The sequence below is a fragment of the Aeromonas sp. R7-1 genome (genome assembly GCF_040908115.1).
Taxonomy (GTDB): Bacteria; Pseudomonadota; Gammaproteobacteria; order Enterobacterales; family Aeromonadaceae; genus Aeromonas; species Aeromonas caviae.
The window spans coordinates 45,350-55,032 of sequence record NZ_JBFODD010000063.1 but is presented as its reverse complement, the minus strand read 5'-3'; the positions used below and the strand labels follow the sequence as shown (position 1 = coordinate 55,032).

The window sequence follows — 9,683 nt, the reverse complement described above, 5'->3', positions numbered from 1 at the left end:
GGGGGCCCCTTCTGTTTTTTACGCGCTTGCCGTGACTCAACCCAGCATGTAATCCCCTGGCAGTTCGATGCGGGCCACCCCGGAGGCAACCGCCGCCAGTGCCACGGCACGGGCAACCCGCGGCAGCAGGCGGGCGTCCATGGGCTTGGGAATGACGTAATCCTTGCCGAAGGCGAGTTCACTCACGCCAGCGGCGGTCAGCACCTCGGCGGGCACCGGCTCCTTGGCCAGAGCCCGGATAGCCTCCACTGCCGCGATCTTCATGGCATCGTTGATGCGGCTGGCACGGGCGTCGAGGGCGCCGCGGAAGATGAAGGGGAAGCAGAGCACGTTGTTGATCTGGTTCGGGTAGTCCGAGCGGCCGGTTCCCATGATGAGATCCCCGCGCACTCCGTGAGCCAGGGCAGGCTTGATCTCGGGGTCCGGGTTGGAACAGGCGAAGATCACCGGGTTGGGGGCCATCAGGGCCACCGCCTCGGCGGGCAGTACGTCCGGGCCGGAGACGCCGACGAAGACGTCAGCCCCGTCGATGACATCCATCAGGGTACGCAGGGGGGTGTCGTTGGCGAAACGCTGCTTGTACTGGTTGAGATCGGTGCGGCCACTGTGGATCACACCCTGGCGGTCCAGCATGAAGATGTTGTGCGGCGCAGCCCCGCACTTGATCAGCAGATCCATGCAGGCGGTGGCGGCGGCACCGGCGCCCATGCAGACGATGCGGCTGGTGCCAATCTCCTTGCCCTGTACTTCCAGCGCGTTGAGCAGCCCGGCGGCGGTGACGATGGCGGTACCGTGCTGGTCATCGTGGAACACCGGGATGTCGCAGCGGGCGATCAGCGCCTCTTCAATCTCGAAGCACTCGGGGGCCTTGATGTCTTCCAGGTTGATGCCGCCAAAGGTGTCGGCGATGGCGGCCACCGTATCGATGAACTGGGCGCTGGTCTCGTGCTTCACCTCGATGTCGATGGCGTCGATGCCGGCAAAGCGCTTGAACAGCAGGGCCTTGCCCTCCATCACCGGCTTGGAGGCCAGCGGGCCCAGATTGCCCAGCCCCAGGATGGCGGTGCCGTTGGAGATGACGGCCACCAGGTTGCCCTTGCCGGTGTAACGGTAGGCATCGGCCGGATTGGCGGCGATCTCGCGTACCGGTTCGGCTACGCCCGGGCTGTAGGCCAGCGCCAGATCGCGAGCGGTCTCGGCGGGCTTGGTGAGGGCGATGGCGATTTTGCCCGGAACGGGTTGGGCGTGGTAGTCGAGTGCCTGTTGGCGGAGATCGTGCTGCTGATCGGACATGGGGGACCCCGATACGGAAATGAATGAGTGATGCGTTGGCTCGCCAGCGGGCGAGGGCTGAGGATCATAAAGAAATCCCCCGCCCTTTCACAGCATAAAATATCGCTGGATAGCAATGACACGCTAGTCAGTAGCATGTCATGCCACCCATAATTACCCAATTAGTTATAGATTCGATTTCAATCCATGACTGGAATGCCGGCTTTTGCCTCTGCCTGCCGGGCGATGGCCTCCGTCATCCCCTGGAAGATGAAGAGGTGAAACGGCAGCATGGCAAGCCAGTAGGCCAGCCCCCAGGCCCCCTGCGGATGCCAGTGGGCCGTCACCCGCAGCCGGGTCAGGCCGGACTCCAGGGGCTGGATGTTGAACTCCAGCCGACCGACGCCGGGGGCCTTCATGTTGAACAACAGATCCAGCCTGCGTCCTTCATCCACCCCGAGGATCTGCCAGGAGTCCAGCATGTCCCCCTTCACGAAGCGATCCGGGTTGGTGCGTCCCCGGGTCCGGGCCGGGCCGCCGATCAGATGATCCATCCACTCGCGCACCACCCACAGCTCGTTCATGTAGAAGTAGCGCTGCTCACCCCCCAGCTGCTGCAACACCTGCCACACCACCTCGGGGGCGGCGAGGCAATCCGCCTCCCCGCTGGCGGTGCGGTCGTAGAAGCCATATTCGGGATGGCGCCAGCGCAGACCAAGGGGCGTCTCCTCCCCGTGCTGCTCGGCACCGAGCCTCTGCTCCAGCGCCAGGCTCTCCGCCAGCGCCTCATCGAAGCTGAGCAGATGCTGGGGCAGCAGGGCGCGCAAGGGGCCGTCATCCGCCGGGATGTCGTGCTTGAGCCCCCCCACCAGCGCCTTGGCGATGGGCTGGGGAACCGAGGTGGCGAACTGCAGCCACCAGGCGGAGAGCCGGGGGCTCAAAAAGGGGATCGGAATGATGGGGCAGCGTTTGCCGATGTGGGCGGCGAACGTCTGGAGCTGCTGCTGGTAGCTGAGCAGCTCGGGGCCGGCCGCATTGAAGATCTGGCCATCCACCCCGTCGGCTTCCACCAGCCCGCCCAGATAGTGCAAGAGGTTGGAGAGGGCGATGGGGGGCGTGCGGGAGCGCACCCACTTGGGCGTCACCATCATGGGCAGGTTGTACACCAGATCCCGCATCACCTCGAACGCCGCCGAGCCGGGGCCTATGATGATGCCGGCACGCAGCTCTACCGTGGGCACCCCTGCGCTGCGAAACAGCTCGCCACAGTAGCGCCGGGAGTTGAGGTGGCGACTGTTGCAGGGCTCGGGCTGGATGGCCCCGAGATAGACGATGCGGCGCACCCCGGCGGCACGGGCGGCAGCGGCGAAGTTCTTCACTCCCTGCTGCTCCAGCCGGTGAAAACCGGCCCCCGCCCCCATGGCGTGTACCAGATAGAAGACGGTGTCGACCCCCGCCAGCGCAGGGGGCAGGGTGGCAGGCTTGAGGCTGTCGGCGAGGCGAAACGCCACCCCCTCCGGCAGACGGCAGGGACGACGGGCCCCGGCGATGACCCTGTACCCCAGACCCTGCAGATGGGGCACCAGGTAGGATCCTATGTACCCGGCAGCTCCCATCACCAGACATGTACGCATCGGCTCTTCTCCCTTGGTTGAGCCAACACCATAGGGCAAAGCGGGGAATTACAGAATGGCGGCCAATAAAAAAGGCACCCGATGGGCGCCTTTTTCAGAATTCTTCAGAAGCAAGATTACTTCTTGGAGGTCAAGCCACCGAAACGCTTGTTGAACTTGTCTACGCGGCCGCCGCTAGAAACTTCTTTCTGCTTGCCGGTGTAGAACGGGTGGCACTCGGAGCACACGTCCAGGTTCAGATCTTTACCGATGGTAGAGAAGGTGTTGATGACGTTACCGCAAGAGCACTTGGCGGTGATGGCTACGTAGTCAGGATGGATACCAGCTTTCATGGACAACCTCAATTATCAGGCCGTGTCGCCATCCGATCTCTTGTCGGACACCACACGATTGTTGAACACAGTTTCAAAGGCTGCGAATAATATAGGAAACGCCTGAGATCAGGCAAGTGGCTTCGCAGAAAAAATAGGCAACCCCTGGTGAATTCTTCCCAAACGCTGGATCTGGTTCGTGTGGCTGTGCCGGTGCCGTTACGCCGTCATTTCGACTATCTCTCTCCCCTGCCCTTGCCTGCCCCCGGTTGCCGGGTCGAGATCCCGTTCGGCCCGCAGACCCTGGTCGGTCTGGTGGTGGATCACCCGACCGAGAGCCAGGTCCCCCGCAACAAATTAAAGCCCTTGAAGAGGGTGCTCGACAGCGCCCCCGTGCTGGGGCCCGACATCCTGGCGCTGATGGCCTGGAGCGCTGGTTACTACCAGCACCCGCTGGGGGAGGTGCTGCCCCACGCCCTGCCTGTGCTGGTGCGCAAGGGGGAGCCCGCCGCCTATCGGGAGCTGGAGTTCTGGTTTGCCACCGATGCGGGCATGGCCATCGACCTCAACGAGCTCAAGCGGGCGGCCAAGCAGCAACAGGCCCTCGCCTTGCTGCGCAAGGGGCCGCAGACCCCCTCCGCCCTCAAACAGGAGGAGATCCAGAGCACGGCCCTCACCGCGCTGGAGAAGAAGGGACTGCTGGAGAAGCGCTCGCTGGAGCCGAGCCATGATGGCGACTGGGCCACCCGCTTCGAGCCGGGTGAGGGGCTGCGCCTCAACGGCGAGCAGGCACTGGCGGTGGCCGCCGTCACCAGCCAGAGCAACAAGTTCGGTGCCTTCCTGCTGGACGGCATCACGGGCTCCGGCAAGACCGAGGTTTACCTCAGCATCCTCGAGCCCCTGCTCAAGGCGGGCAAGCAGGCGCTGGTGATGGTGCCGGAAATCGGCCTCACCCCCCAGACCATCAACCGCTTCCGGCGCCGCTTCAACGTGCCCGTGGTGGCGATGAACTCCGCCATGAACGACAGGGAGCGGCTCGATGCCTGGCTCGCCTGCCGCGACGGCGGTGCCGCCATTCTGATCGGCACCCGATCCGCGGTGTTCACGCCGTTCAAGGACCTCGGCATCATCATCATCGACGAGGAGCACGACGGCTCCTTCAAGCAACAGGACGGCTTTCGCTACCACGCCCGGGATCTGGCGGTGATGCGGGCCCATCGCGCCGGCATTCCTATCCTGCTTGGATCTGCCACCCCGTCGCTGGAGACGCTGCACAACGCCCGCAGCGGCAAGTATCACCACCTCAGCCTGACCCGGCGCGCCGGCAACGCCCAGACCGCTCGCCAGGTGATCCTCGACATCAAGAACGTGCGGCTGCAGGCCGGGCTCTCCCCCCAGCTGGAGCAGCTGATGGCCGAGCATCTGGCAGCGGGCAACCAGGTGATGCTGTTTCTCAACCGCCGGGGCTATGCGCCGGCACTCATCTGCCACCAGTGCGGCTGGAGTGCCGCCTGCGAGCGCTGTGACGCCTGGTACACCTGGCACCAGGCCGGTCGGCGGCTGCACTGCCACCACTGCGACAGCGTGCGCCCGCTGCCCCACCACTGCCCAGAGTGCGGCAGCAGCGAGCTCATCGGCTCCGGGGTCGGCACAGAGCAGCTGGAGCAGCTGCTTGGCACCGTTTTTCCCCAATATCCGGTGGTGCGCATCGACCGAGACAACACCCGCCGCAAGGGGGAGCTCGAAACCCACCTCGGCGACATCAAGGCGGGCAAGTACAAGATCCTGATCGGTACCCAGATGCTGGCCAAGGGCCACCACTTCCCGGATGTGACGTTGGTGGGGCTGCTGGATGTGGATGGCGCCCTGTTCAGCGCCGATTTTCGCGCCGCCGAGAAGCTGGCCCAGCTCTACACCCAGGTGGCGGGCCGGGCTGGTCGTGCCAGCAAACCCGGGCTGGTGGTGCTGCAGAGCCACCATCCCGAACACGCCCTGCTGCAGGATCTGACCCAGAACGGCTATGGCCACTTCGCCGACACGGCGCTGAAAGAGCGCCGCCTGCTGGGGCTGCCACCGTTCAGCTATCAGGGGCTGTTCCGGGCCGAGGCCAACGGCCGCGACGAGGTACAGCTGTTCCTCAGTCGTCTCGCCGATACCCTGCGCAGCGCCCGCTATCCCCAGGTGCAGGTGCTGGGGCCCATCAGCGGCTTCATGGAGCGCAAGGCGGGCAAGTTTCGCATGCAGCTGCTGGTGCAGGGGCCCAACCGAGCACCGCTGGCCCAGTTGCTCGACTGGGCGGTGAAGGAGCTGGAGGGGTGGCCCGAGAGCAAGCGGGTGCGCTGGAGTCTGGATATCGACCCCACGGAACTGAACTAGCGCGGCTCTGCCAGCACGGCCTCCGCCAACACCCTGGCCTGTTCCAGAGCCAGAGGCTGCTGATAGCTGTGGGCCATCACCACGGCCCCTTCCAGCAGCAGGCATAACCCGGTGGCCTGCACCTCGGTGCATTCGAGGGCCTCCCTGACCCAGTTCAGCAACGCACGCTTGTGGGCCACCACCAGCTTGCGCACCGGGTGGCGAGGATCGGAGAACTCGGCGCTCGCGTTGATGAAGTTGCAGCCGTAGAAGTCGCTGCGGCCAAACCAGTCCGCAAAGCCATCGAGCAGCGCCAGCAACCTGGCCTCCCGCCCCGACACCCCATCCATCCTGGCATCGAGCAGGGTAAAGAACTCCGCATCCCGTGCCATCAGCACCGCTTCGATCAAGGCATCCTTGGTGGGGAAGTGGCGATAGAGGGTACGTTTGGTACTGCCCGCCTCGGCCCAGATGCGATCGATGCCGGTGGCGTGAAAGCCGTGACGATTGAACAGCCGATAGGCTGTCGTCATCAGCTGTTGCCGTTTGTCGCTCATGATGACTTTCCTCTTGAAGTACACCGATCTGTCTACCTAATGTCGCAGGCTGGATCAAGTGATCCGGCACAGACAAGGAGACAGGAGATGGAAACAAGACGATGGCGAAGTGCCTGGCTGGCAGGGCTCGGTGCCTGCCTGGCCATAATGTTGCTCGGCTGGCTGGACATGAGCTGGCAGTCGACCCTGTTGATGGCACCGTTCGGGGCAAGCTGTGTGTTGCTCTTCTCCCTGCCGGACAGTCCGCTGGCCCGTCCGCAGAACGTGCTGGGAGGCCACCTGTTATCGGCCACCGTGGGGTTGGTGGTGCAATTGCTACCGCTACCGATGGAACTCAAGCTGGCGCTGGGTGTGGGCCTGTCCATTGCACTCATGCAGGGACTGGGGCTGATCCACCCCCCTGCCGGAGCCAATCCACTGTTGATCCTGCTCACCACCCAGTCCTGGCCTTTCCTCTGGCAAACCGTGCTGCCCGGCACCTTGCTGCTGATCATGGTGAGTCATTGCGCCAGGCGGCTGCAAACGTCACGACTCACACCCACATAAACAACGAGGGGGCCAAGGCCCCCTCGTTGTTTAATAGCAAGGCAAAGATGGCTTATTCGGCGACCTGGGAGACCCCGGTCAGGCGTACCTCGACCCGGCGATCCGGGGCCAGACAGGCGATCATCTGCGCCTTGGCGCCATCCGGGCAGCTGCCCCCGGTCACGGGCGAAGACTCTCCCCGCCCTTCGGCACGCACCTTGTCGGCAAACAATCCCTTGGCGATGAGATAATCCGCCACCGTGCGGGCACGCTGTTCGGAAAGGGACTGGTTGTAGGCCTCCGAGCCGATGCGGTCGGTATGACCGATCACCGTCGCCACCCCGTCTTTCGGATTGGCTGCCAGGATCTGGGCAAACAGGTTGTCGAGGGCCTGACTGGCGGCTGGCTTCAGGGTCGCCTTGTTGAACTCGAACAGCACATCGGAATCCAGGCTGAACTGCTTCTCCACCAGCACGGGGGCCGGGGCGGGCGCAGGTTCGGGCGCAGGCGTTGGTGCCACCGGCTCGTCGCCGATCTGGCCGAAGCGATAGAGCATGCCGACCGACAGCAGGCCGTTGTCCATCTCGATGCCTGACTCGTCGAGGGAAGTCTTCCCAAGGGGGGTGGTGTACTGGTATTCGAGGCGGGCGGCCCAATCCTTGTCGATGGCGTATTCGACCCCCAGCGCCCCGACAAAGGCGGCACCATGATATTTGTTGCCCTCATGGGATTCGGAGAGGCTGCTGGTGCCATCGCTGGCCCTGACGTTGAGTGAGCTCTCGGTCCAGGCATAGGCCCCCCCGAGACGGCCGTAGATATCCAGTGCCGAGGTTGCAGGCAGGATAATCTTCATGGTGGCCTGCACCATCTGGGCCTTGGCCTCGCCATCGAGTGCGAAATCAACCCCGTTGCCCGAGTAGTGCTTGTCCACCTGATACTTGCCGAGCCAGTCATAGCCGAGCTCAACCGCCACGTTTCTGTTCACCTGATAACCGGCAAACAGCCCCAGACCGAGATCATCGCTGTTCTCGTTCACCTTGGTCGCATCGAACAGCTCTTCGACCTGAGCGTTGTAATCCACCCCGTAATAATTTGACCAGCCGGCCTTGCCGCCGACATACCAGGTGTTGTCCTGGGCGGCAGCCTGCACCGTCCCTGTTGCCATCAAAGCGCCGATCAGGACGGCGAGCATAGATCTGTTCATGGATGAGCCCCTGCAATGAATTGTTATGACGCGGCTGCGTCTCTCTTCCCTGACGGGGCCCTGAACCCAAGCCCCGCATTCAGATTATCCCATCTGCAACCAGCCTCAAACGACCAGGGTCTCAGGAGTGTGATATTGGCGACATTATCAGCCACCGTGCCCCCATCATGGGGGCCGACGCGTTGCCCATAAAAAAACGAAGAGCCGGGCTCTTCGTTTTTCATCTGGCAAGGGGATGGCTCACTGGCTGCCCTGGCTCGCCAGGAACAGTCGGTAGGCGGGATCCTCGCTCACCTCTTTCCAGCCGTAGCCAATCTCGTGCAGGTAGTCGTGGAAAGCCGCCACGTCCTCGTCCGGCAGCTCGAAGGCGCAGAGCACCCGTCCGTAGTCGGCGCCGTGGTTGCGGTAGTGGAACAGGCTGATGTTCCAGCGACAGCCCAGGGTCTCGAGGAAGCGCATCAGGGCCCCCGGCTGCTCCGGGAACTTGAAGCTGTAGAGACGCTCACCGAGGGGCCGGGCCGGGCGGCCGCCAATCATGTAGCGCACGTGGTTCTTGGCCAGCTCGCTCTCGGTCATGTTGACCACCGGATAACCGTTGCCGCCGAGTTGATCGATGATCTGGCCCAGCTCCTCGTCACCGCCGGTGAGGCGCACCGAGACGAACAGCGACGCCTGCTCGGCATCGGCGTAGCGGTAGTTGAACTCGGTCACCATGCGCGGCCCCAGCTGACGGCAGAAGTCGAGGAAGGCCCCCTTGCGCTCGGGGATGGTCACCGCCAGCATGCCCTCGCGCTTCTCGCCGATCTCGCAACGCTCGGAGACGTAGCGCAGGCTGTGGAAGTTGACGTTAGCACCGGACAGAATGGCCGCCATCCGGCCCCCCTTGACCTGCTCCCGCTCGCTGTAGGCCTTGAGGCCGGCCAGCGACAAGGCCCCCGATGGCTCGGCGATGGCGCGGCAGTCGTCGAAGATGTCTTTGAGCGCGGCGCAGATCTGGTCATTGGAGACGGTCACCACCTCGTCCAGATACTGGTTGCACAGGCGGAAGGTCTCCTCGCCGATGCGCTTGACCGCCACCCCGTCCGCAAACAGGGAGACCCGGTCCAGATTGACCGGCTCGCCGGCCGCCAGCGCCGCCTTGAGGCAGGCGGACCCCTCCGCCTCCACCCCGATCACCTTCACATCCGGCAGCAGCTGCTTGATGTAGACCGCCACCCCGGCGGCCAGGCCGCCGCCGCCCACCGGCACGAAGACGTGGGTGAGGTGGGTATCCTGCTCCAGCAGCTCCTTGCCGATGGTGCCCTGGCCGGCGATCACCTCAACGTCGTCGAACGGCGGGATCAGGGTGTAGCCCTCCAACTCGGCGAGTCGGCGGCTCTCGCCGTAGGCCTCATCAAAGCTGTTGCCAAACAGCATGACGTTGCCGCCCTGACGGCGCACCGCGTCGATCTTGATGTCCGGCGTGGTCTTGGGCATCACGATGATCGCCTTGATGCCGAGCTTGGCGGCCGACAGGGCGACCCCCTGGGCGTGGTTGCCGGCGGAGGCGGCGATGACGCCGCGCTCTTTCTGCTCCTGGGTCAGGGTGGCGATCTTGTGGTAGGCGCCGCGCAGCTTGAAGGAGTGAACCGGTTGCAGATCCTCCCGCTTCAGGCTGACGTGATTGCCAAGCCGCTCGGAGAGTTTCTTCAGGGTTTGCAAAGGGGTGACCCTCGCCGCCTCGTAGACGGGGGAGAGCAGTACCTTGCGTAGATAATCCGCCGCAGAGACCATGGTTTATACCCCCGTCTCGTGGCGAAGGGCGCGCAATGCGCCCATATCATGA

General features: G+C 64.1%; 8 protein-coding genes. 2 read left to right on the top strand and 6 right to left on the bottom strand.

Annotation, left to right across the window (positions count from 1 at the left end):
- Nucleotides 1-36: 36 nt before the first annotated feature.
- The 3 genes from AB5Y51_RS18710 to rpmE form a co-directional block, all read right to left on the bottom strand.
- Nucleotides 37-1,293, bottom strand: coding sequence for a malic enzyme-like NAD(P)-binding protein (locus tag AB5Y51_RS18710; protein WP_045522880.1), 1,257 nt, complete (start codon nt 1,291-1,293; stop codon nt 37-39).
- 179 nt (nt 1,294-1,472) lie between these two features.
- The gene (locus AB5Y51_RS18705) at nt 1,473-2,906 is read right to left on the bottom strand and encodes a DUF2867 domain-containing protein (protein ID WP_368178955.1); all 1,434 of its coding nucleotides are present in this window, start codon (nt 2,904-2,906) and stop codon (nt 1,473-1,475) included.
- A gap of 116 nt (nt 2,907-3,022) precedes the next feature.
- The gene (gene rpmE / locus AB5Y51_RS18700; RefSeq protein WP_010676078.1) at nt 3,023-3,238 is read right to left on the bottom strand and encodes a 50S ribosomal protein L31; all 216 of its coding nucleotides are present in this window, start codon (nt 3,236-3,238) and stop codon (nt 3,023-3,025) included.
- 147 nt (nt 3,239-3,385) lie between these two features.
- On the opposite strand from rpmE, the gene priA reads away from it, so the two are divergent.
- A complete protein-coding gene (gene priA / locus AB5Y51_RS18695) occupies nt 3,386-5,593 on the top strand; it encodes a primosomal protein N' (RefSeq protein WP_368178953.1) in 2,208 nt (735 codons plus the stop codon).
- Here priA and AB5Y51_RS18690 read toward each other — a convergent pair.
- Nucleotides 5,590-6,129, bottom strand: coding sequence for a TetR/AcrR family transcriptional regulator (locus AB5Y51_RS18690; RefSeq protein WP_042016434.1), 540 nt, complete (start codon nt 6,127-6,129; stop codon nt 5,590-5,592). The genes priA and AB5Y51_RS18690 overlap by 4 nt on opposite strands.
- 150 nt (nt 6,130-6,279) lie before the next feature.
- Here AB5Y51_RS18690 and AB5Y51_RS18685 point away from each other — a divergent pair, with 150 nt between their 5' ends.
- Nucleotides 6,280-6,675, top strand: a complete 396-nt coding sequence (locus tag AB5Y51_RS18685; RefSeq protein ID WP_176698571.1) for an HPP family protein — start codon at nt 6,280-6,282, stop codon at nt 6,673-6,675.
- Between the two features lie 52 nt (nt 6,676-6,727).
- Here the strand turns inward: AB5Y51_RS18685 and ompA are convergent, their stop codons facing one another.
- On the bottom strand, nt 6,728-7,858 hold the full coding sequence (gene ompA, locus AB5Y51_RS18680; protein ID WP_048209598.1) for a porin OmpA: 1,131 nt from the start codon (nt 7,856-7,858) through the stop codon (nt 6,728-6,730).
- 240 nt (nt 7,859-8,098) lie between these two features.
- Entirely contained in the window at nt 8,099-9,631 is a 1,533-nt protein-coding gene (gene ilvA / locus AB5Y51_RS18675) for a threonine ammonia-lyase, biosynthetic (RefSeq protein WP_010676083.1), read from the bottom strand.
- Between the last annotated feature and the right edge of the window lie 52 nt (nt 9,632-9,683).